At 35.4% G+C, this 21156-nt stretch carries 23 protein-coding genes; 11 read left to right on the top strand and 12 right to left on the bottom strand.

Annotation, left to right across the window (positions count from 1 at the left end; translation table 11 throughout):
• Nucleotides 1-445 precede the first annotated feature (445 nt).
• Nucleotides 446-1768 carry a sensor histidine kinase gene (locus A9C19_RS03475; protein ID WP_072578671.1) on the top strand — a complete coding sequence of 441 codons (1323 nt, stop codon included), beginning with the start codon at nt 446-448 and terminating at the stop codon, nt 1766-1768.
• Between the two features lie 27 nt (nt 1769-1795).
• Here the strand turns inward: A9C19_RS03475 and A9C19_RS03470 are convergent, their stop codons facing one another.
• Together A9C19_RS03470 and A9C19_RS03465 are read right to left on the bottom strand one after the other, a co-directional pair.
• Nucleotides 1796-2362, bottom strand: a complete 567-nt coding sequence (locus A9C19_RS03470; protein ID WP_072578670.1) for a superoxide dismutase family protein — start codon at nt 2360-2362, stop codon at nt 1796-1798.
• Between the two features lie 63 nt (nt 2363-2425).
• The gene (locus tag A9C19_RS03465) at nt 2426-2635 is read right to left on the bottom strand and encodes a hypothetical protein (RefSeq protein WP_072578669.1); all 210 of its coding nucleotides are present in this window, start codon (nt 2633-2635) and stop codon (nt 2426-2428) included.
• Nucleotides 2636-2843: 208 nt separating this feature from the next.
• Between A9C19_RS03465 and kapB the strand changes: the two genes are divergently transcribed.
• Nucleotides 2844-3233: a kinase-associated lipoprotein KapB gene (gene kapB / locus A9C19_RS03460; protein WP_072578668.1), complete on the top strand. Its 390-nt coding sequence runs from the start codon at nt 2844-2846 to the stop codon at nt 3231-3233.
• 172 nt (nt 3234-3405) lie between these two features.
• Here kapB and kapD read toward each other — a convergent pair whose 3' ends face one another.
• Complete coding sequence (kapD, locus tag A9C19_RS03455) at nt 3406-4044, bottom strand: 3'-5' exonuclease KapD (protein WP_233499235.1); 639 nt, start codon at nt 4042-4044, stop codon at nt 3406-3408.
• Between the two features lie 447 nt (nt 4045-4491).
• Between kapD and A9C19_RS03450 the strand changes: the two genes are divergently transcribed.
• Together A9C19_RS03450 and A9C19_RS03445 are read left to right on the top strand one after the other, a co-directional pair.
• On the top strand, nt 4492-6297 hold the full coding sequence (locus A9C19_RS03450; protein WP_083584474.1) for a transglycosylase domain-containing protein: 1806 nt from the start codon (nt 4492-4494) through the stop codon (nt 6295-6297).
• Nucleotides 6298-6315: 18 nt separating this feature from the next.
• Nucleotides 6316-6723, top strand: coding sequence for a thiol-disulfide oxidoreductase DCC family protein (locus A9C19_RS03445; protein ID WP_072578666.1), 408 nt, complete (start codon nt 6316-6318; stop codon nt 6721-6723).
• A gap of 291 nt (nt 6724-7014) precedes the next feature.
• Here A9C19_RS03445 and A9C19_RS03440 read toward each other — a convergent pair whose 3' ends face one another.
• Together A9C19_RS03440 and A9C19_RS03435 are read right to left on the bottom strand one after the other, a co-directional pair.
• Nucleotides 7015-7572, bottom strand: coding sequence for a DUF5366 family protein (locus A9C19_RS03440; protein ID WP_072578665.1), 558 nt, complete (start codon nt 7570-7572; stop codon nt 7015-7017).
• A gap of 492 nt (nt 7573-8064) precedes the next feature.
• On the bottom strand, nt 8065-8286 hold the full coding sequence (locus A9C19_RS03435) for a hypothetical protein (RefSeq protein ID WP_072578664.1): 222 nt from the start codon (nt 8284-8286) through the stop codon (nt 8065-8067).
• Nucleotides 8287-8668: 382 nt separating this feature from the next.
• Here A9C19_RS03435 and A9C19_RS03430 point away from each other — a divergent pair, with 382 nt between their 5' ends.
• Genes A9C19_RS03430 through mnhG form a run of 7 tightly spaced genes read left to right on the top strand, consistent with a single transcriptional unit; the run spans nt 8669 to nt 14432 of the window.
• Nucleotides 8669-11074 carry a Na+/H+ antiporter subunit A gene (locus A9C19_RS03430; RefSeq protein ID WP_072578663.1) on the top strand — a complete coding sequence of 802 codons (2406 nt, stop codon included), beginning with the start codon at nt 8669-8671 and terminating at the stop codon, nt 11072-11074.
• On the top strand, nt 11071-11508 hold the full coding sequence (locus A9C19_RS03425) for a Na(+)/H(+) antiporter subunit B (protein ID WP_072578662.1): 438 nt from the start codon (nt 11071-11073) through the stop codon (nt 11506-11508). The genes A9C19_RS03430 and A9C19_RS03425 overlap by 4 nt, the downstream gene beginning before the upstream one ends.
• Complete coding sequence (locus tag A9C19_RS03420) at nt 11508-11849, top strand: Na(+)/H(+) antiporter subunit C (protein WP_072578661.1); 342 nt, start codon at nt 11508-11510, stop codon at nt 11847-11849. The genes A9C19_RS03425 and A9C19_RS03420 overlap by 1 nt, the downstream gene beginning before the upstream one ends.
• Nucleotides 11842-13323: a Na+/H+ antiporter subunit D gene (locus tag A9C19_RS03415; RefSeq protein ID WP_072578660.1), complete on the top strand. Its 1482-nt coding sequence runs from the start codon at nt 11842-11844 to the stop codon at nt 13321-13323. The genes A9C19_RS03420 and A9C19_RS03415 overlap by 8 nt, the downstream gene beginning before the upstream one ends.
• A 5-nt stretch (nt 13324-13328) precedes the next feature.
• Nucleotides 13329-13805, top strand: coding sequence for a Na+/H+ antiporter subunit E (locus A9C19_RS03410; RefSeq protein ID WP_072578659.1), 477 nt, complete (start codon nt 13329-13331; stop codon nt 13803-13805).
• Nucleotides 13805-14089: a Na(+)/H(+) antiporter subunit F1 gene (locus A9C19_RS03405; protein ID WP_072578658.1), complete on the top strand. Its 285-nt coding sequence runs from the start codon at nt 13805-13807 to the stop codon at nt 14087-14089. Before A9C19_RS03410 ends, A9C19_RS03405 begins: the two co-directional genes overlap by 1 nt.
• The gene (gene mnhG, locus A9C19_RS03400) at nt 14073-14432 is read left to right on the top strand and encodes a monovalent cation/H(+) antiporter subunit G (protein WP_072578657.1); all 360 of its coding nucleotides are present in this window, start codon (nt 14073-14075) and stop codon (nt 14430-14432) included. The genes A9C19_RS03405 and mnhG overlap by 17 nt, the downstream gene beginning before the upstream one ends.
• A gap of 209 nt (nt 14433-14641) precedes the next feature.
• Here mnhG and A9C19_RS03395 read toward each other — a convergent pair whose 3' ends face one another.
• From A9C19_RS03395 to A9C19_RS03365, 7 genes are all read right to left on the bottom strand, one after another.
• Entirely contained in the window at nt 14642-15172 is a 531-nt protein-coding gene (locus A9C19_RS03395) for a chromate transporter (RefSeq protein ID WP_072578656.1), read from the bottom strand.
• Entirely contained in the window at nt 15169-15744 is a 576-nt protein-coding gene (locus A9C19_RS03390; protein WP_072578655.1) for a chromate transporter, read from the bottom strand. Before A9C19_RS03390 ends, A9C19_RS03395 begins: the two co-directional genes overlap by 4 nt.
• Before the next feature lie 561 nt (nt 15745-16305).
• Nucleotides 16306-16698 carry a hotdog fold thioesterase gene (locus tag A9C19_RS03385; protein ID WP_072578654.1) on the bottom strand — a complete coding sequence of 131 codons (393 nt, stop codon included), beginning with the start codon at nt 16696-16698 and terminating at the stop codon, nt 16306-16308.
• Between the two features lie 226 nt (nt 16699-16924).
• Complete coding sequence (locus tag A9C19_RS03380; protein WP_072578653.1) at nt 16925-17566, bottom strand: response regulator transcription factor; 642 nt, start codon at nt 17564-17566, stop codon at nt 16925-16927.
• A gap of 75 nt (nt 17567-17641) precedes the next feature.
• Entirely contained in the window at nt 17642-19939 is a 2298-nt protein-coding gene (locus tag A9C19_RS03375) for a histidine kinase (RefSeq protein WP_072578652.1), read from the bottom strand.
• 22 nt (nt 19940-19961) lie between these two features.
• The gene (gene comX, locus A9C19_RS03370) at nt 19962-20120 is read right to left on the bottom strand and encodes a competence pheromone ComX (RefSeq protein ID WP_072578651.1); all 159 of its coding nucleotides are present in this window, start codon (nt 20118-20120) and stop codon (nt 19962-19964) included.
• A 22-nt stretch (nt 20121-20142) separates the two neighbouring features.
• Entirely contained in the window at nt 20143-21033 is an 891-nt protein-coding gene (locus A9C19_RS03365; RefSeq protein WP_083584270.1) for a polyprenyl synthetase family protein, read from the bottom strand.
• Nucleotides 21034-21156: the final 123 nt, after the last annotated feature.

Below are 21156 nucleotides of genomic sequence, written 5' to 3'. Positions count from 1 at the left end.
CTCTTAGTTTCCATTCTGTTTATTTTAGCTATTTTCTTATGAATGTTTGTTTGGTAAAATCTCCTAATACAAGTATTTTTCTCACTAATAAAGGAGTGCTTCTCTTCTCCTCTCTTCCCTGCTTACTAGGAAGGATATTACGGATGATGGTGACCTATTCTTAAAATAAGGCGCTGTATCTGTTTTCCATCACAGGTATCCACTTTCCTCTGGGGCGGTCCAGGAGACTTCTGCCTTTCACTCCAATCTACATAGAGCGAACTTCACCATGAACACAGCAAAAAATATAGTAAAAACAAATTGAGCCTAATAACTAAGCATATTTTTTTACAAAAAACCAGACTTTATACCTAAATTTTGTCACTGTTTTTTTGAAAATTAGGACATATTCGATTAAATAGGTGGTATAATTAGGGAAATCTAATCATACTAAGGTGATCAGTTTATGGACTTATTAAAAGATATTATTCTACAATTATCATTTATTATTTTTCCAATTATGAGTTACCATGTTTTTTGGCTAAGTAACGACCATTCTCATGTACTTAGACCAAATAAAGGAATTATCACCATTAGTGCTAGCATCTCTTCATTGCTATGTATTTGTTTTCCGATTGAAATGGTTGACAGTGTTTTTTTTAACCTTCAAGCCATTCCCCTTTTTATAAGCTTTACATATGCTGGATATATTTCTGGTTTAATTACCCTATCAACATCAATCTTATATCTCATTCATCCACTGGAATTACATTGGCTTTATTATTTCTTATACCTACTTTGTTGTTCACTATTATCATGTGCCTTCACCAAGAAATGGCACCGAAAAAATAAAAAAGGAAAGCTTTTAGCTTCTAGTCTCTATGGTGTTTCATTGCTTTTATTAACCTACTTTGGCTATATGATGGTTGATTTGCTCAAATTACTACCTGTTACTTTACTTGATTATGCTATTCTTGGGATCTCCGTCGGTATATTAATGCTTACCTTATACATTGCAATCTATCTCATTGAATATATGAAGGAAAATTCAATGTTTAGAAAAGAGATTTTGAAAACAGAGAAATTAAAAATAGTTAGTGAGCTCGCAGCAAGTGTAGCTCATGAGGTGCGAAACCCCCTAACCGTGGTAAGAGGATTTATTCAACTAATGGGAGTTTCCAAAGAACTTCCCCCTGACAAAAAGAAAGAATATGCTGATCTCATAATGACAGAATTAGATCGAGCCCAGTCAATCATTACTGATTATTTAAGTTTAGCTGGGCAACAATATCTTACAAAGGAACGGATCCCATTATCACTTTTACTCAATGATCTTTCGACATTAATGTCTTCCTATGCAAATTTAAAATCTGTTCAGTTTGTTTGTCATACAGATGATCACCTTTTTGTTCTCGGTGACAAAACAAAGCTAAAACAGGTATTTATTAATGTAATAAAGAATTCCATTGAAGCAGTTCCAGATTTAGGTGGAGTAGTTACAATTGATGCAGAGGCTATAGATGAGACTATTCAAATAAGAATATCTGATAACGGACAAGGCATGTCCCATGAGCAACTTGCTAGATTGGGTGAACCCTATTATACGTTAAAGGAACGGGGAACAGGACTAGGCTTAACCGTTACCTATTCCATCCTAAAAAATCATAATGGCCATATCCATTACAAAAGTGAACTCCACAAAGGAACAGTAGCGACCATTACTCTTCCTTATTTTATAGGTGATGAACCGATTAATGGCAAAGACTTAGAGCACAATAAAACTGGGTAGCTATTAGCTACCCAGTTTTATTTGTTTTTATTCTTCCTCTGCTGGTGTTACTTCCTTTTTCTCTTCACGTTTTGCCTCTTTTTCAGTAATTTCTCCACAAGCAATACGATTTCCAGAATCACCCGAAGGCTGAGTCATACCATCATCTTTCATTTCCGTTATGATGATGGTTGTCCCTTCATTTCGTAAGAGGGAGTTTTTCTTACCATCCTTCAACGTCAACTGAGGTGCCATTAGCTGAGCATCAGCTTTTCCACCTTCCACAATAATGTTTGGTAAATCACCTGCATGTGCCCCCTCTGGATGTAACAATCCATGCATCGCCTCATCAGGATTAAAATGATTTCCAGCACTCTTAAAATCTGGTGGTTCACACGTTGCATTCTCATGAATGTGTAAGCCATGCTCCCCTTCTGGAAGACCCTCTAACAGAACCTCCAATTCAAGCCCTTCTGCTTGTTCGCCTATTTTAATGGTGCCAAGTGAATCCCCACTTGCGTTGAACATCTCAACATCCATCTTCGTAATCTCTTCTTCCATGCACCCTGAAAGCATAAACGATATTACTAAAAAAAAGACCCAAGTTCGTTTCATCTAAACCCCTCACTTTAATCTAACTAAGGATATTTTTCACGATTTGAGCCTTCTTTATTCAGTTTACTCGTTGCTTTTATGCTTGTCCCCAGTTTTTACCTTCATTTGCTTTTCAACTTCTGTTGCTTCTTTTTTTGATTGCTTCACAATAAACATAAAAACAAATACTGCAGCTACAAAAAAAACAAGCATCGTAATGGCTGCTGGAATATACTCCTTTTTATCCTCAGGAAAATATAAAAACAACCCCATTATTTGAATAAAATGTTCCATTTTCACACACCTTTTCTAGGACATGTTTATCATATAGATTATCGTCAAACCCTACATGTGTTTCTTTACTAATAAATGATTCTTTCCTAACTATAGCAAGTTTTTTCAGGCAACACTAGACGTTCTATTCTAATTGTCACAAAAGTTCATAGATGTCATGAAATTCTCTACATGATACTATAAAGCTAAAGATTATAAGAAGGTGATTATGATGCAGGAAAGAAAAGTCGGAGAGATCGTGACAGGTATTTATAAGACTGGTAAATATATTGGAGAAATTACAGATGTAAAACCTGCCCATTATTTAGTGAAGGTAAAGGCTGTTCTAAACCATCCCCAACAGGGAGACTTACATAATCCAAAGCAAGTCGATGTCCAGTTTTTCCATGAACGACGCGCATTGGCATATCAAGAACAAACAAATATTCCGAAGCAAATGGTGAAAGAATATCATGATGAAGTACCAGTCTATGCTGACTCATTGAAGCTAGCTTTAAAAACAATGAAAGCAAAATTAGAGGCAGATGCCACTCCATGGGCGCAGGCTTCATTAGAGAAGTTAGCAGAACTAGAAAAAGATTACTTCCCCACCTTATAGAGCTGTATAGAATTCTTACTAAATAACAATAGGATAACGTTCACACTATAACATGGCTAAATATTTTAGATTCTTTCTCACCAGGATTAGTCGTGTGAATGATGACTATGTTAATGAAATTCTAAGGTCATTAAGACCTATTGTTATTTAGTAAAGGCATATTAATAAACTGTCATGTGGCATAATTTTTTAATACCTGTGTCAAGTCTATACGGTCTCCAATAGTAGGTGGGCTTGGTTTTTGTAAGTATCTTTTATCCTCTTCAACCAGCTTAAATATGTGATAAGTTGTCATGGCATCGTCTAATGCACGATGATGCTTACCCGTTCCTTTTTTTCCATAATCTTCAACAGCTTTCCATAAGCCTGTTTGATTTCTGTCTCCAAAGAATCGTTTATACTCCATTGAAAGATCGCGGAATTCTGACGTTTCGAAAGGAAACACCTCTCCATTCCTTTGACAATTCTGACGCAGAACTTTCATATCCATATTTCCCCAAGTAATAACAGTAATAGGTGACTTCGACTTCCCTCTATAATCTGATAAAATTCGAACAAACTCTTTGAAGGTAATGCCAGCATCAATGTTCTCTTGAGAGACCTTAAGGAAATTTTTACAGCGCTCACTTACTTTTGGAAAATGAACTGGTTTAACAAACGAAGAATATGTTTCACTAACTTCCGTATCCTTCACATATACAATTCCTACTTCAATAATTTCAGGAAAAAACTCCTTATGTTTCATTTTTCCCTCGGGCATTGTAAATTCAAAGTCAATGAACAACAACTGATTTTTTTCACTCACCTTCATCCTGTTCCTCCTTTCCATAAATTCTAAAATATGTTTCTATTATTATATCATCGTAGCTAGTGAAAGAACTTTCATTTTTGCTAAAATAATGAAAACCCCCTTGACTATTTTTTAAGATTAACCTTTCTTTAAAGGCGATTTCCTTACCTGGTGCGTTTTTAGTAGAGAGGTTCTTAGTAGTTAAAAAAAGGGACAGGCAGTAAACGGATCAAAAGAGTTCATTTTGGTCTTTTATTTTCTGGACCTAAAGCGCAGTCTAAGACTTCCCACGATACATTCTCATGTATAAGGTACTTATTTTTTATAAATGAATGATGAAATCCACGATTTTTTTTGTCATTTTATTACTTTTGCGAAATTATTAGGTACAATATAACAGTGCTAATCTAAAAAAAGAAAGAAAGTGAAAGTGTGAAAAGTTTTTTTGGTTGGTTGTGTGTATTACTTATGGTACCTGCTTTTATCCTATCGGGGATTGCTGCAGGTAATGAATCCCAAGCAGTTAAGGGGCTAGGTACCATCTTAGATGAAAAGATTCCGATTCAATCTGTCGCATTACCCCAGAACAGCTATGTTTTTGACGATAACGGCAGATTGATCTCTGAAATGATTTCTAGTCAGCAAAATAGAGTATATGTTCAATATGAAGACATTCCAAAAGTTGTTGTAGATCTCTATGTTCTTTCTGAGGACCAGCGTTTCTTTGAACACATTGGCTTCGATGCTGAGGGAATGCTGCGTGCTGCGTTGGTTAATGCCCAGAATCAAAGTGTAGAACAAGGCGGTAGCACCATTACCCAGCAACTAGCAAGAAATGTCTATTTATCTCATGAACAAAGCTATAATCGAAAACTTAGTGAGCTACTTTATTCCTATCAGCTAGAAAAAACCTTTACAAAAGAACAAATTCTTGAGAGCTATCTGAATGCTATCTATTTTAGTCATGGTACCTATGGAATCGGAACAGCCTCAACCTATTTCTTCCAAAAACAGCTCCAGGAGTTAAATTTAGCCCAGCTCGTGTTCATTAGTGCAATCCCTAATAACCCAACCATGTATGACCCTGTGGAAAATTTTCAGCAAACAAAAGAACGTCAAGAACGACTACTTGATTCATTACATGAACATGGTGTTATTTCTACTAAGGAAGCACAGGAAGCAAAAAGCTTTCCAATCGTTCTTTCAATAAAGGACAAAATGGATACACATCCTGATTATGTCACATATGTCCATCAGGAACTAAAGGAGCTTATTGCCGAACAAGAAGGCTTTGCTAAAAAAAAGGCTGACGGACAAGATAATGAAGAATTATTATCAAAACGTGTAAATGAAATCATTAGTCAAGGAGTTATTGTCCATACTGCTTTGAACACAGATATTCAGAATAAATTACAAGCATCTATCCTAAAGCATATTCCTGCAAGTGATGCACAAGGGGCTGCAGCTGTTATCAATCATCAATCACATACGATAGTTGCGTTATCAGGGGGCAAAGACTACGAGAAATTTACGTTTAATCGCGCATACCAAGCTTATCGTCATCCAGGATCAACGATTAAACCACTTTTAGATTACGCTCCTTATATCGATCTTACCGGTGCAACAGCTAATTCAAAAATAGATTCAAGTGAGTTCTGTACAAAAGATTATTGCCCTAAAAACTATAATGAGAAAAATTACGGTACTGTAACATTGGATACAGCTTTTAAATATTCCTATAATACTGCCGCTGTTCGTATGCTTGATACGATTGGAATAGATAAAGGATTCGACTATTTAAATAAGTTTGATTTTCATAAAATTACACAAAAGGACCAACGACTAACAGCTGCTATAGGTGGCTTTGATCACGGTGTATCGCCATTAGAGCTAGCAAACGCTTATTCAACCTTCGGAAACAATGGGATTTATACTACTAATCATGCGATAACAAAGGTAACCGATTTACAAGGGAAAACACTCTATCAATGGGAAGAAGCTCCTGTCCGTGTTTGGAAGGAATCAACTAATAATGAAATGAAAAAGCTTTTAGCTTCTGTTGTAAAGAGTGGTACGGGTCGCAGCGCCTATGTGTCAAAGGAGTATGTAGGAGGAAAAACGGGTACATCTAATGACTATAAGGATTTATGGTTTGCTGGCTTAACAGATTCTCATACTGCTGCTATATGGATTGGAAAAGACAAGGGTGGAAATGTAAGCTCCTTGCATAAATATGGTCCTCAAAATCTAATTTTCAAAGACATTATGGACTAATAGTCGGAGGTGGAGGCAATGACAAACACAGCTCATACGATTCTTCTCTTCGATGGAATTTGTAACCTTTGCAATGAAACAGTGAAATTTGTCATCCGGTATGATAAAAATGAACAATTTAAGTTTGCTTCCCTTCAATCTGATGAGGGACAAAACTTATTGAAAAAGCACCGCTTACCAACAAAGGATTTTAATAGCTTTGTCATGGTTAAGGACAATAAAGTATATACAAAGTCAACTGCTGCTCTAATGGTTTGTAAAACTTTGGGTGGAGCATGGTCCTTGTTGTACCTGTTTATAATCCTCCCAAAACCATTCCGTGATGCTATCTACACATATATAGCTAAACATCGGTACAAGTGGTTTGGTAAAAAAGAAGAATGTATGATCCCAACCCCAGAAATGAAAAAAAGATTTTTATCTTAAGTAATACGAATTAATTTCATACATGCTTAAAGAAACATTGATCAAATCAGTTTCGCTTTTGAGCAAGTGTCCGGTCTAGTTGAATTCCGCTCCAGTTGCTCGCTTGTTCGCCAGGCGGCGGTGAGCCAACTTTCAACCAGAAGTCTTTTTCATTCAAAGAACCTACTTATAAGGAAAGTGAAATTAATTCAAACAACAAAGTTTAATGAAACCTATGTAAAAAGGAGAATCACCACAATACACGTGGCGTTCTCCTTTTTTACATTTTCTCTATGTACTTTCTACACCTGTTCAGACAGGTAAACTTGCCATCACACTGTTATACAGCCTAAAACAAAGATACAACGTTCCTAACATAAAAATAAACCAAAACAAAACATTAAATAAAACTAAACCAATTAACGAAAGAGATGTTAATGAATGACTAATCCTGTACACAATATAAACAAAATAGATTAGTGTTGAGACAAGAAATAAAATGACTATAATGGAAGGCATTTTAACTGCAAGTAAAGACAACGCTCCACCAATTAAGTAAAATACCGACCCACCTCTTATTCTCGTTAAATTTTCTCCTGCAATATCCTTCGAAAAGAATAAAAGCGATAATTCTGTTACAGTATTTGCAAGTAGTTTTAACGCAGAAAAGACCATGAAATAAAACAATGCAAACACAACAAACAGCGCCAGCTTAATCCCATTATGCGAAAAAAACTCGAGCATCCCATTAAATATCCCTAATAATTGTAGGTATTCTATCGCCATCATCACCGTAGCAATTGACAGTGAAGTACTAAATAAAAGAATGGTTATTAAGGGGAAGTAACTTGTAAAATAAGTATTTTTCATTCTTATCATCACCAATAGTTGATTTTCATTTCTACATTATTATGAAGTAGAGCAATATGTTTGACAAGAAGTTGTTTACATTTAATTGAAATGTTGTCGAATGACAATTTATTATTTGAAGACTTTGTTCAGGTTTAGTAGTGAATTTTTGAGGTTTTTGGAAATGAAAAGGCATGGTTTCACAGAGTCTTTTTAAAGAGAAGTTTGGTTTTGAATAAGAAGCAATTGATGTTTTTAACAGCCTAATTAAGGAAAAGAAAAGATTACATGAAGCTTTTCTTCAGTACTTGCATGTAATGTAGAAGGATGGGTGGGGATTCACCTATAAGATTTCAGCAAAGTCTCTCTTAGCTCGGTTCTACAAGTAAAAAAAGCTTCGTAAGGCTGTGTTGATCACTCGAAAAATTACTAAAAATAGATAGCTTGTCAAAAGAGCGACGATCGATGCAGATCGGATCAGTATATCTACATTCTTTTAACAAGCTAACTGAGTTACCTCATTACAACTCTAACATATTCTCTTGGTTTAAATTTTTCAAATACAGCTGAATCTTCAAGAATTTGTAAAGTCGTACTTAAATTAGTTATCTGAACAGAGTCATCATACGTTAACGTATCAACATACTCTCTTTTTAGCTTTTCATTTACTAACCATGCACCGCCAAAAAGGGACGAAAAAATGCACCCTGCAACAAAAAACTTTATTACATGCATAGAATCACCTCAAGTTTTATGATGCTCTCAAGGTATAAATAATATACAAGTAGGCAGAAATTTGTTATCATTTTTATGTTCATATGAACTCGAAATGAGGTTTCTCGACCAATTTTCATAGCAGCCTCTCTTCTGGAACATACTAAAATCAGTGATTAAAAAGAGGGTTCCTTATAATCTGTGGCTTTTTAACATTTGATTCGTTCATGTTCATTAGAAAATGGCTGCACATATGGTAGTAAGTTCCCTTATTTAGAGGTCAGCTACCCTGATTTCAATTTTAGAACTAAGCTTATTAAAAAAAGTTTCACACCATCTAAATTGTTTCAGTCGTACCTTTGTTTGGAGGATTTTCTTTAGTTTAGAATTAGGAGGTTAAAAGATGTCGCTTTTACATGTGGCAATTATTTCACCATTTCTACTTGCCATACTTGTACCATTTCTGTATAAATATTTCCGCACTATTCATACAGGATGGTTTGTACTCGTGTTACCTGTCTTACTCTTTGCCTATTTCATTCAGTTTGTTTCAACAAATATGCATGGAGAAACAATAACAAAGACAGCGAATTGGATTCCTTCTTTAGGAATCAACTTTACGGCCTACATTGATGGCTTAGGTTTGCTCTTTGCATTACTTATTACCGGGATAGGTGCTCTTGTTGTCCTTTACTCAATCTATTATTTATCAAAAGACAAGGAGCAGCTAAATACGTTCTATGTGTACCTCTTAATGTTTATGGGCGCAATGCTTGGAGTTGTTTTATCTGATAACTTAATTGTTCTCTATACATTTTGGGAACTCACTTCCCTGTCATCCTTTTTATTAATTGGCTATTGGTATACGCGTGAGAAATCACGTTACGGTGCCCAGAAATCAATGCTTATCACGATTTTTGGTGGTCTTTTAATGCTTGGTGGATTTGTCTTACTGTATATGATGACCAATACATTTAGTATTCGTGAAATCATTACACAAGTTCCAGATATTACACAACATGCATTATTTATTCCAGCGTTAATCTTAATCCTATTTGGAGCATTTACAAAATCAGCACAATTCCCTTTTTACATATGGCTTCCAGATGCGATGGAGGCTCCTACACCTGTTAGTGCTTATCTTCATTCGGCCACGATGGTTAAAGCCGGGATTTATATTGTTGCTCGTTTTAGCCCAATATTCTCAGGTACTCCTGAATGGTTTTGGATTGTATCGGCATTTGGTATTTTCACCATGTTCTGGGGATCATTTAATGCAGTTAAACAAACTGACCTCAAAGGGATCCTTGCATTCTCAACAGTCAGTCAATTAGGAATGATTATGTCCATGTTAGGAGTTGGGTCTGCAGCAATTGCGATTGATTCAATAGATGATGGTTTTTATACGGTTGCAACTACAGCAGCAATCTTCCATCTAATCAATCACGCGACCTTTAAAGGAAGTCTCTTTATGGTGGTCGGTATCATTGATCATGAAACAGGTACTAGAGATATCCGTAAGCTAGGTGGACTTATGAGCTTCATGCCGATTACCTTTACAATCGCGATAATCGGAGCCTTTTCCATGGCAGGTCTCCCACCATTTAACGGCTTTTTAAGTAAAGAAATGTTCTTTACAAGTATGACCCGTGTCGTTGAAATGGACGTCTTCAATTTAGAAGCTTTAGGTCTACTCTTCCCAATTATTGCTTGGGTTGCAAGTATCTTTACATTCATTTATAGCATGGTCATTGTGTTTAAAACGTTTACTGGGAAATTCCAACCGGAAAAACTTAAAAAGAAGCCACATGAAGCACCAATTGGAATGTTAATATCACCTATCATTCTAGCTTCCCTTGTGTTCATATTCTTTTTCTTCCCAAATATTTTAGCCTATACCATTATTGAACCAGCGATGGCTTCTGTTATCCCAAGTCTTCTCGGTGATGATAAGCATTTCCACATTCATATCACACCATGGCATGGCTTTAATTTAGAGCTATTTATGACACTCGGCGTTATTGCATTAGGTGTAGTTGGTTACTTATCTTTAAGTAAATGGCGTTCAGTATATGGGTTAGTACCGGAAAAATTAACGTTAAATAAAGGCTATGACCGAGCTTTATTTACATTAGATAAATCGTCGTCAACTTTAACAAAGTTTTATATGACAGGCTTTATTCGAGATTATCTAGCCTATATTTTCACATTCTTTATTATTCTTTTGGCTACATCACTTATTATCACAGATGGGTTTGAATTCCAACTAGCAGGAACAGCCCCGATTGGAATTTACGAAGCAGTACTAGCCGCTGTTATGGTCATTGGTACCATTACAGTCTTATTCTCTAAATCGAGACTAACTGCCATCATTGCACTTGGATCCGTTGGTTACTCATTATCTTTATTTTTCGTTTTATTTAGAGCACCTGATTTAGCGTTAACCCAGCTTTTAGTTGAAACAGTATCAGTTGCCCTATTTTTACTTTGCTTTTATCATTTACCAGAGTTTAAGAAAAAAGAAAAAATGCTACGCTTTAAATTGACAAATCTCATCATTTCTTTAGGTGTAGGAACAATTGTGACGTTACTCGCACTATCAGCAAATAGCCAAAGAGTATCTGAAACAATCTCAACCTACTTTATTGAAAACAGCTATGAACTCGCTGGTGGGAAAAATATGGTTAACGTCATTCTTGTCGATTTCCGAGGCTTCGATACACTGTTTGAAATCACGGTACTCGGTATTGCAGCATTAGGAATTTACAGTATGATTCGTCTACGAGTAAGAAAGGGGGAAGAAGGGTGAAAAAGACACATGTAAAAACAAATGATGTGATTTTTCAGACTGTGACAAAGGTTGTTGCGTTTATCATTATCATTTATTCCTTACACCTCTTCTTTTCAGGACACTATACTCCAGGTGGAGGGTTTATCGGTGGACTAATGACTGCATCTGCATTTGTCCTCATGCTTTTGGCTTTTGATATCAAAACGGTTGTGAATACCTTACAGGTGGATTATATAAAATTAACGGCTACAGGGTTGTTAATTGCTGTACTTACTGGAGTTGGTTCATTCTTTTTTGATGTTCCATTCCTTACACATACCTTTGATTATGTTCAGCTACCTTTGCTAGGGAAAACCGCATTGGCAACTGCCGTTTTATTTGACCTTGGTGTTTACTTAGTTGTTATTGGTGTCACAATGACCATTATTCAAACGATTGGAGAGACGGAATAATGGAGATATTAATGTCACTTGTTGTAGGTGTTTTGTTTACGGCTGCTGTTTATCTAATGCTTTCTAAAAGTTTACTTAGAATCATTATTGGTACTGGACTGTTAAGTCACGGTGCCCACCTATTAATTTTAACAATGGGTGGTTTAAAGAAAGGCGCTGCTCCCCTACTTGGAGAGCACGCAACAAGCTATGTTGATCCACTACCACAGGCGCTTATCTTAACTGCAATCGTTATTAGCTTTGGTGTAACATCATTTTTCCTCGTTCTTGCATACCGCTCCTACCAAGAGCTTGGAACAGATGATATGGATCAATTAAGGGGAAATGATCAATATGAATAACCTGATAATTTTACCAATACTTATTCCATTACTAACGGGGATTATCTTAATCTTCTTTCAAAAAAACATTCGAATTCAAAAGGTGATTAGCCTGATAGCGGCTTTAACTGGAGTCGTTATTGCAGCAATTGTTGTTCAAACTGTTCACACGAGCGGGATCCAAACATTGGAGATCGGAAATTGGCAGCCTCCATATGGAATTGTTTTAGTAGCAGATATGTATGCAAGCTTACTTGTATTAGCTACTAGCATTATCGGCTTTACCGCCTTGTTATTTGCCTTTTATTCCATTTCAGAGGATCGTGAGCGTTTTTACTTCTATCCTGGCGTTCAATTTCTTATTTTAGGTGTATCAGGCGCTTTTTTTACAGGAGACCTGTTTAACCTCTTTGTTTTCTTTGAAGTGATGCTAATGTCTTCCTACATGTTAATTGTGCTTGGAAGCTCTAAAACACAATTACGAGAGTCCATTAAGTATATTCTCGTGAATGTCATTTCATCGGCATTATTTGTTATCGCTGTTGCTTATCTATATGCAGTAACGGGTACGCTAAACATGGCAGATTTAAGTGTGAAAATTGCCGAAATGGGGCAATCAGGCTTTCTTACTGTCATTGCTATCCTCTTTTTAATTATCTTTGGATTAAAAGGAGCGATCTTCCCATTATATTTCTGGCTTCCTGGATCGTACCAAGCTCCTCCATCTGTCGTAACTGCATTGTTTGGTGCTCTCTTAACAAAAGTTGGCGTTTACTCTATTACCCGAGTTTATACGCTTATCTTTTATCATGAACCAGGATTCACGCATCAAATATTGGCTTGGCTAGCAGCACTGACGATCATCTTTGGTGTAATTGGTGCGATCGCTTACTGGGACATTAAAAAAATCATTATATACAATATCATCACAGCTGTTGGAGTGATTTTATTCGGTATTGCGGCCAACACTCCGAATGCCGTTGAAGGATCTGTCTATTATTTAGTCCACGATATGATTATAAAAGGTGCTCTATTTTTCTTAGTTGGCGCCATCATCACGGTAACCGGTACAAGTAATTTACGTAAGTTCAGTGGTTTAATTGCGAGCAAGCCATTACTAGGCTGGATGTTCTTCATTGCAACATTATCATTAGCAGGGATTCCACCATTAAGTGGATTCATTGGAAAACTAAAAATCGTTCAAGGTGGGTTTGAAGCCGGAGAATATACCATCGCCTTCGTTGTGCTTCTTTCTAGCTTACTTGTTCTTTATTCAGTTATGAAAATCTTCATCAATGGATTTTGGGGAGAACCGTCTAATGAAGCAGAATTCAAAGCAAAGTCGACAAAGGGATTGTATGTACCTATTGCCATTTTACTCGCCTTGTCGATTGCCTATGGTTTCGGTATAGAGTTTATTTCACCTTATATTTCACAGGCTGCCGACACTCTGCTTGATCCAACAATCTATATTCAAGCCGTATTGAAGGAGTAGTGCATATGGCATTTCAATTATTACTAAACTTTTTTCTCGCATTCATATGGATGTTTTTATCGAATGATTATTCTTCATTAGCGTTTTTTAAAGGATTTTTCTTTGGAGGATTAGTCATCGTTGCTCTTCGTAGATTTTTTACACACCGCATTTATTTCTTAAATATCATTGCGGTCATTAAATTACTATTTATTTTTCTAAGCGAGCTTATTAAATCAAACTTTGCTGTTTTAAAGGTGATCTTATCACCAAAGCTTACTATTCAACCTGGAATTTTTGCCCTAGAGACAGATTTAGAAAAAGATTGGGAAATTACAATCCTATCTAATCTGATTACCTTAACTCCTGGTACACTTGTAGTAGAAGTATCAGAAGATAACAAGACACTTTATATTCACGCAATGGATATAGGTGATGTAGAGCAAGCAAAGCTAGATATTAAAAATACGTTTGAAAAAGCAATAAAGGATGTGAGCCGTTAATGTTTATGATTGTTATGACGTTGTCACTCGTGATTGTCGCGATTTCTACCCTTCTGTACGTTTATCGACTAGTAAAGGGACCGACAACACCTGACCGAGTCATTGCTCTTGATGCCATAGGAATTAATTTAATTGCGATAACGGCAATCATCTCTATTGTCCTAAGTTCGAGCGCTTTTGTTGAGGTTATCCTTTTACTAGGAATTCTAGCCTTCATCGGAACCGTTGCTTTCTCTAAGTTCTTGGAGAAGGGAGAGATTATCAAATATGATCGAAATCAGTAAAATTATTATAGGCTATCTCATTCTCCAAGGAGCACTCTTAAGCTTAATAGCTGCTATCGGAGTTGTCCGTCTACCAGATGTCTACACACGTAACCACGCGGCTTCTAAGAGCGCGACATTAGGTGTTATTAGCATCTTAATTGGATTGTTCATGTATTATCTCTTACTTGATCATCATGCGAATTCAAGAGTTCTGCTAGGAATAGTCTTTGTTTTTATTACCGCTCCAGTTGCTGGTCATTTGATTAGTAGAGCGGCATATAATATGGGTGTCCCATTATGGAAAAACAGTGTACAAGATGACTTACGTAAAGCACGTAAACGTGAAAAGATAAGTGAGTAATGGTTCTCACTTATCTTTTACTAATAAAAGATGACCTCATGAGTAAGAGAGGTCATCTTTTTTATTCCTATCAGCTTTCTAAAAAGGATCATCCATCATTTCATTCTCAACCTGAACTTGAAGCAAAAAAGGATACACTTCATAATTAGATGAGAACACAGGCTCCAAATCGCATCACAAAGGAATTGCAGCCTCTACCTATCCTTTGTTTATCCAAGAAACAAAGCACCATATCCCATTGCAGCGACAATCACAAAAGCTGGGTGTACGTTCATTTTTTCTAATAACAGAAAGCTAGCAATAACAAGAAAAAGAGATTGCCACACTCCTGTACCTTCATATGAAGTAAAGAAAAAGCTGAACGCCATCATCCCTAACAATACCGCAATTGTAGGACGAATGTACGCAGTCATTCTTTTCACCTTTGGAGAATCTTTATATTTATATAAAAATCCTAATAGAACAATCATTAAAATTAGTGAAGGCGCAACTGTCGCAAAAATTCCAACTAGGCTGCCTAATACGCCACCTTGCTGATACCCAATATACCCTGCCATCTTCGTAGCAATTGGACCTGGCAAAGCATTTCCTAATGCCAATACCTCACTAAACTCGTTAACAGTCATCCAACCATATCGGTCAACTACCTCATTTTCCACAAGTGGAATGGAGGCAGGCCCACCACCATACCCTAATATACCTGGGATAAAGAAGGCAAGGAAGATCTCCCAATAAATCAAGAATCATTCCCCCTTTCCCCTTTTTGACCTTTGTGAGAATCTTTATCTTTCATTAAGATGGCAGCTAGTAATAATCCACCAATTAAGATTGCCGGGTGTAACCCTAGGATTTCCATAAAAAGAAAACTACCACATATAAAGGCGATCGCCTTTACCCATCCTAAAGATTTCTTTGACTTCATAAAAAAATCCCATGTTAATATGGCAAGCATAACTCCTACTACTGGAACGACTGCTGCAGTCATCCCTTGGACCCAAGGATAATCTTTGACAGAAGTAATCGTCGTTAGTAAAACAATCATCAAAAAAATCGTTGGGACAATTGTAGACAAGGTTGCGTTTAGTAAACCAAGAATTCCAGCAACACGATACCCAATATAACCTGCCATTTTTGTTGCAATAGGACCTGGTAATGTGTTACCCAAAGCTAATACATCTGCAAATTCGTCATCATTCATCCATTTGTATTTTTCGACCACTTCTTTATGTACGAGCGGTATTGACGAAGGTCCACCACCATACCCTAACATCCCTACGCGAAGAAAAGCCAAACAAAGCTGCAAGTGTTTCATTAGTATCCCCCTTTATCAACTCTCGTGAGTATCAAGTAGCTATTTTTCAAAGAAACCTATTCACGATAAATCGAATAAGAAATCCTGCTGTTTAGTATATGTAAACTCAAGAAGTCTTTCAGTATGAATCTACATTCAATGAAAACCCATTTAGAGTATATAGCTTTAGTATAATAAGTAGAAGAAAAGGATTAAAGCCTTACACATAGAAATATAGTAGGTAACGAAAGCTATAGAATCAACATACTTCATGAACCCCCTAAGTAAAAGTGAGTTCGATGTAGATGAAAAACACGGTTAATAGTAACTACTAGTAGCATTCCCTTTTCTACTTATGGTAATTAAAAGGAAAAGTTTTAGACAGAGGGACTAACTAGTATGATCTAGAATTTAAGGGAATCGAGGTTGCTATTATGTAAAATGGAAGAAAAATCATATACAAAAACACTGTTGCATAAAGCCTCAGTCAACAGTGTTTTAATTAGTCTGTTTTTATACACTTTATTCCTTAAGGATTGTACAAGCTTTTAAAAAGGAACCTTTCATTATGTAAATTCAAGATTAAAGCTTCTTTTTCAGCACAGCCATCGTACATCTTGATAAACAAATTAGGTCTTCCTCTTCATCTACTATTTTTATCTCCCAGACCATTGTTGTTTTTCCTCTATGAGCTGGCTTTGCATGAGCCGTCACAAGACCTGATTTCTTTCCTTTTATATGATTTGCATTAATTTCTAACCCTACACACACTTCCGTTTCTTGATCAATTAATGAGTAAGCCCCAATGCTTGCTACTGTTTCAGCAAGCGCAACAGAAGCGCCTCCATGCAGTAAACCAAATGGCTGATGTGTTCGATGGTCAACTGGCATCGTCGCTACCACACCTTCATTCGTTACTGAAAGGATTTCTATTCCTAACGCTTCCATTAATGTGTTTTTTACATGAAAATCCATACTTGCCCTCCTTTAGGTTTATTTTATGTTTTATTTCCTAAGTACGTATACAACGAAAAGAAAATAGATGAGAAGTAATATAAGAGTTGGTAATGCTGCCATGATATCCATCAAAACCTCCTGTATGTGCGAGATCGTTCACCTGTCTAAAAGGATATAAATACCATCTTAAATGATAAATATCATGGCAATATTGAGTTTTTGTGTAGATTTTGTAAATTCGCTTTTAATCTAAAAGCCCTTTTGATTTAGCAATCAATACGGCTTCTGTCCTACTACTTACGTTAAGCTTATTAAATATTGCTGTTAAACTATATTCTATGGTCCGCTTACTTAAGTGAAGAGAGTCCGCTATTTCCTGATTGGTTAAACCTTTCTCAACCTCTTGAAGTATGGCCACTTCTCTATCACTAAATATATATTCATGCGTTTCTTTCTTTTTCGTATGAATTTCATTTTGCGTTAACACCTTTTTGAAATAATCATAAGAAAGGACAATTTCTCCTTCAATCGCATGACGAATATAATCTAAAAGCTTGTCCTTCGACTCTGTTTTACTAACAGCACCATATATGCCTATTTGTAACGCCTCTTCAAAATAATCCTCAACATCATAGCCCGTGTAAAGAATAATCTTTGACTTGGTAGAAAGACGTAAAATCTCTACTGACAAATCCATCCCGTTGACATCGCCAAGATTTAAATCCATTAATAAGACATCGTATTGTGAAAAATCGATCTTTTTAAGCACCTCAATCGTATAAGGTGGAGCCAAGCAATCTACCTTCACACCCTCTTCTGCTTCTAATATCGCTTTGGTTCCTTCTCTAACAGCTGGATGGTCATCAATTACCAATATATACAACATGGGATCACCCCTTTACAATCATGTCATTATTATTATCTCTATTATTATAAAAAAGAGACTTGGCTCATGCCAAGTCTATATTTCAATATCTATTTTCAAACCATTATTCCTTGAGCTTTCGATATTTATTGTTCCCTTTAAAGCTTTTATTCTTTCACTCATTCCTGAAAGTCCCATACTCTCTGAACGATTAAAATGTTCATGATACTCAAAGCCTATACCATCATCCTCATAGTGTAACACAATCTTATCCTTAATACACACAAGGATAATCAGTACGTTCTTAGCCTTTGAGTGCTTTTGAGCGTTTGTTAACAACTCCTGAACAATACGATACAAATTAAGCTGTGTATCAATATCTAGGTTCATCGTGAAATTACCTGTATTTAAACGAATGTCAAACTCAACACTATCTTGAAACTGAATAACAAGCTTATTCAAAGCTTTAACCAATCCTAAATCATACAAAAGCTGTGGACGAAGTTCCTGACACGTTTCTCTTGTCGTTTTTATAATCTTAGTCATATTCGTATTCATTTCTTGTAACTGAGATTTCAGCTTATCTGAATCAATGTCAACTTCAGCTAAGGCCATTTCAGTCTGTCTCTTTAAAGAAACGAGATCCTGTAATACGGAATCATGTAAATCCTTTGCTAAATTCGACCTTTGCTTTTCTTCAATGGAAAACAAAAGCTTCGTAAGCCACGCAGGATTTTGCCCTTCCGTTTCTACCTTTTGCAGATGCTGCATAAGCTCATCAATCTTAAGGAAATTCTCTAGTGATACATTTGTATAAAAGGAAAGAGTTTTTAACCAAGAGATTTCGTCTCTCGTTAAAATAGGTGTATTTAGCACTGATAAGCATAAAAGAACATAGCTTTTATCCTCTGTTTCACCAATATTAATAATAAATCCTTTATTAACCTCTATAATCTTACCAATCTCATTAGAAACATCTTTAATCTCATTCACATAAGGACTATAATCCGCTTCCTTCGCATTAGGATCTACTGATGAAATGTTCTTTTCCTTGTCAACTTCAATGAAATAGGCTTTGCTTACTAGTAAAACATCTATTATAACCTGTTTTAATTCGGACACTACTTGCTCAAGAGTACTCGCTTTTCTAATACTTTGTGTATATTTAAAAATACTATCTTGATAATTATACTTTTCAGAGAATCTTTTCAATCTAAATCTGTAATCAAATATTTCTTTCACATAGAATACAATAACTAAGGCTACATAAATATATACTGTTAATTGTATGGGGTAGAATGAAGGACTATTTTCCTTTAGATTCAGAATCATAGATACAATTAGAAGTGCTGGGATAATTGCCAATAGAGCATAATATTTTATTCTTCCCAATAAAAATTCTATGTCGTATATTTTTATAGCAATAAATTGATAAACTAGGGAAAATGGTATAAGCAATAAGAATGCAGATAAGATTGTTGGTGAAAATATATATTTTTGAAATAAGATAAAAGGTAAAACATAAAATAATAAAAAAGGTGTAAAAGCTAAAACATTCGTTACAATGAGAACTTTTACAATATAAGCTTGTTCAGAATATTTTATTTTCTTTAACCCACTAAACTTCAGGATGAAAGTTAAGATAAGAAGAGTAAAGAAAGATGCTAAGTTTAATAGTCTATTTACTGTAAAATCAATCCAAAGCATATTTAGGAATATTTCAGCAACTATATTTAACACAACAATAGTATAGCCAAATTGAATAAACCTAAAGTTGAACAATACTTTACCTAATTCTCGAAAATATTGGTAAATAAAATGCAGGTAACTAACAGGGACTAATATAAATAGCCCTAGATTGATATATCTGCTTATTACGTCTCCCCTCGAAGATCCACTGGCACTAATATAAGCCATTGCAAGAATCAGTAAGAAGAAATTTAAGAGATGAGCAGATTTAAGACTATTTTTTTTGTTTGAACGATATACAAAATAAATGCAAAATAGACATAGAAATAAAACAGTTAGGGGAATAATTGTTATAAAAAGACTTTGATAACTTAATAATGTCTTTGGTACTTCATATTGAATGATTTTTCCATTTCTTTCAATTGTAAAGCTTGTGACTTGTTCCAAGTGACCATATCTTATTGATGCATGATGAGTACTTGGATCCTTACCATCTACGTCCGTTATAACATCCCCTAGACTAATTCCTACTTTTTTTGCCCATGTCTTTGGCTCTACACCTATTACAACTAATTCATTATTGTCTTCTAATTTAACACTAGCCCCTATATATGGATACTTGAAATTTAGGTAAATAATGTAAAAAGAGAAGAGTATGCTTACAACTATAAGAAATTTAATTATGCCGTTAAGGGTAATACGCATCTAAAACACCTTTCAATAGCTATTAGAACCAGTAAGTACTTTTTAATAAACCAGAACCCAATATCCCCTCAACTAACCCTAATACATCGTCTAGATCAACGCCTAACAAGCTAGCTTGTCCATTTACCACTTTTTCTAAAACGTCTGGATTTTCAATTAAAAAATTTACGATTTCTTGCATGATGATCTCTCCTTTTCATTTTTCATAGTATAGTTGATTTAATTCTATCTATTTGATCTTGATCTAAGTTGAGACTATCAATAATTCTAGCTGCTCGATTAATAGCCACTTGCTTAATAACATTTAAATACTGTAGAATACCAGCATTTAGCAATTTTTGCTTATAGCTTTCTAAGCTTCCGAAAAATTGTTGAATGTCTTGTTTACTATTATAGAACAAAAAAAGATCATTGGAATGATTATTATACTTCTTTTGTAAGTAAAGATATGCCAATGATTGTTTTTTTGATGAACTATCCTTTTTGTGAGGGTTAAATAAATCTCTGAAATCATTTTCTGTTTGGGCCGCTAAACCAATTTCGTAGGAATATTCCTCTACTTTAGTATCATACTTACCAGCAAGCTGCATACCGCATACTGACGCTAATGCAATTAATGATCCTGATTTCAACTTCATTGTTTGGAGACAATGCTCTTCAGAAGTAATATTATTTTCAAGATCATCATGTTGTCCTTCCATTGCTAGTAGTGAGTACTTAAGAAAAGATTGATAAATCTCAACTTTATGGGATGAATGAAGCGTTAAGATTGCACTTTGGCTTAGGGTATAGAGTGTGGTTGCTGCATTTAATGAAAGCGAATAGTCGAGTTGCATCCAAGGCTCCTCTGTATTATCTTGGTCCTCTAGATCATCTAAAATATCAAATGATAAGATTAGCAGTTCTACCGCAGCAGCTAATCTGTAAATTTGTTCGCCTTTCCCACCAAATGCTTGATAATGAATCCATGTTAGTTGTGCAAAGTTTAATGCCTTCTTATGTGCAATAAAAGAAAGCAATAACTCTTTAAGGCCACTATTCGTCAATTTACTCACGATGAGGTGATTCATTTCTTGATGAATCAAATTAATCATTTTAGATTCTATAAAAATCACCCCTTTAGGTGGTTAATCACAACTTAAGTCATATTCTATGTAAATCTAATCTCCTATATTTTCACCTAACAAACCAATTTATGTCAATATAGAAATACAAAA

Origin of the sequence: Bacillus weihaiensis, from assembly GCF_001889165.1 — a bacterium.
GTDB classification, from domain to species: Bacteria; Bacillota; Bacilli; order Bacillales; family Bacillaceae; genus Metabacillus; species Metabacillus weihaiensis.
Note: the sequence above shows the minus strand (reverse complement) of the source record. Positions and strands in the feature narration are given on the sequence as shown.

Excerpts from the sequence above, each read along its gene's own strand:
- A9C19_RS03475 (WP_072578671.1), top strand. The coding sequence starts at position 446 with ATGGACTTATTAAAAGATATTATTCTACAATTATCATTTATTATTTTT.
- A9C19_RS03470 (WP_072578670.1), bottom strand. The coding sequence starts at position 2,362 with ATGAAACGAACTTGGGTCTTTTTTTTAGTAATATCGTTTATGCTTTCA.
- A9C19_RS03465 (WP_072578669.1), bottom strand. The coding sequence starts at position 2,635 with ATGGAACATTTTATTCAAATAATGGGGTTGTTTTTATATTTTCCTGAG.
- kapB (WP_072578668.1), top strand. The coding sequence starts at position 2,844 with ATGATGCAGGAAAGAAAAGTCGGAGAGATCGTGACAGGTATTTATAAG.
- kapD (WP_233499235.1), bottom strand. The coding sequence starts at position 4,044 with ATGAAGGTGAGTGAAAAAAATCAGTTGTTGTTCATTGACTTTGAATTT.
- A9C19_RS03450 (WP_083584474.1), top strand. The coding sequence starts at position 4,492 with ATGGTACCTGCTTTTATCCTATCGGGGATTGCTGCAGGTAATGAATCC.
- A9C19_RS03445 (WP_072578666.1), top strand. The coding sequence starts at position 6,316 with ATGACAAACACAGCTCATACGATTCTTCTCTTCGATGGAATTTGTAAC.
- A9C19_RS03440 (WP_072578665.1), bottom strand. The coding sequence starts at position 7,572 with ATGAAAAATACTTATTTTACAAGTTACTTCCCCTTAATAACCATTCTT.
- A9C19_RS03435 (WP_072578664.1), bottom strand. The coding sequence starts at position 8,286 with ATGCATGTAATAAAGTTTTTTGTTGCAGGGTGCATTTTTTCGTCCCTT.
- A9C19_RS03430 (WP_072578663.1), top strand. The coding sequence starts at position 8,669 with ATGTCGCTTTTACATGTGGCAATTATTTCACCATTTCTACTTGCCATA.
- A9C19_RS03420 (WP_072578661.1), top strand. The coding sequence starts at position 11,508 with ATGGAGATATTAATGTCACTTGTTGTAGGTGTTTTGTTTACGGCTGCT.
- A9C19_RS03415 (WP_072578660.1), top strand. The coding sequence starts at position 11,842 with ATGAATAACCTGATAATTTTACCAATACTTATTCCATTACTAACGGGG.
- A9C19_RS03410 (WP_072578659.1), top strand. The coding sequence starts at position 13,329 with ATGGCATTTCAATTATTACTAAACTTTTTTCTCGCATTCATATGGATG.
- A9C19_RS03405 (WP_072578658.1), top strand. The coding sequence starts at position 13,805 with ATGTTTATGATTGTTATGACGTTGTCACTCGTGATTGTCGCGATTTCT.
- mnhG (WP_072578657.1), top strand. The coding sequence starts at position 14,073 with ATGATCGAAATCAGTAAAATTATTATAGGCTATCTCATTCTCCAAGGA.
- A9C19_RS03390 (WP_072578655.1), bottom strand. The coding sequence starts at position 15,744 with ATGAAACACTTGCAGCTTTGTTTGGCTTTTCTTCGCGTAGGGATGTTA.
- A9C19_RS03385 (WP_072578654.1), bottom strand. The coding sequence starts at position 16,698 with ATGGATTTTCATGTAAAAAACACATTAATGGAAGCGTTAGGAATAGAA.
- A9C19_RS03380 (WP_072578653.1), bottom strand. The coding sequence starts at position 17,566 with ATGTTGTATATATTGGTAATTGATGACCATCCAGCTGTTAGAGAAGGA.
- A9C19_RS03375 (WP_072578652.1), bottom strand. The coding sequence starts at position 19,939 with ATGCGTATTACCCTTAACGGCATAATTAAATTTCTTATAGTTGTAAGC.
- comX (WP_072578651.1), bottom strand. The coding sequence starts at position 20,120 with ATGCAAGAAATCGTAAATTTTTTAATTGAAAATCCAGACGTTTTAGAA.
- A9C19_RS03365 (WP_083584270.1), bottom strand. The coding sequence starts at position 21,033 with ATGATTAATTTGATTCATCAAGAAATGAATCACCTCATCGTGAGTAAA.